General features: G+C 51.2%; 1 pseudogene. It reads right to left on the bottom strand.

The features are described from left to right. A pseudogene (locus CHK_RS00120) lies at nt 1–481 on the bottom strand (hypothetical protein); the annotation flags it as partial. Nucleotides 482–605 lie beyond the last annotated feature (124 nt).

Genomic DNA, 605 nt, shown 5'->3' with positions numbered 1-605 from the left:
CAAAAGCGGGTAGGGCAATAGCTTCTCCCGTACCTGAATACCCGAGCATCGCCGCCGTTTCGCTCCATTGGTCGCCAATGAACGAATTGTGCGCACACAGTGCGGAGGTTGCAAACAGGATAAACGCCATATACAATGCCGTCGCTAAGCAGATATATATGATTTGTCCCCAAAGCCATGCAGCACGTGTCGTGCGCATCAGGTAAAAGGGCGTTCCCTCACAGATAAAGGGCATATCCGCAAACAACAACACGAGCAGCAATGATGAAATGAGGATATTGTTCGCGTCCCCAAACGTCCATACGAACGCCTCCACAAGCTGAAGGATCGTCCCCTGCTCCTGTGCAAAGGCCACCGCCTTGTTCGACAGCAAAAAGCACAGGATGAACCCCAGCGCAAACGTCACCACAATACGCGGATTTTTCTTCCACTGGCGAAAATTATACATTGCCACGGACCACGACTGCCTTACTTTACGCATCACGTATCCTCCTTTGCATCAGAAGCCCATAAGCGACGGCGATTAGCAAGATTAGCTCGCTTACCAAAAGAGCTGCACCCCATATTCCCGCGTTCCACAACTCCGAAGGATTCAACCATTCCTG

It is taken from the genome of Christensenella hongkongensis, assembly GCF_000981035.1.
Classification (GTDB): Bacteria; Bacillota; Clostridia; order Christensenellales; family Christensenellaceae; genus Christensenella; species Christensenella hongkongensis.
Note: the sequence above shows the minus strand (reverse complement) of the source record. Positions and strands in the feature narration are given on the sequence as shown.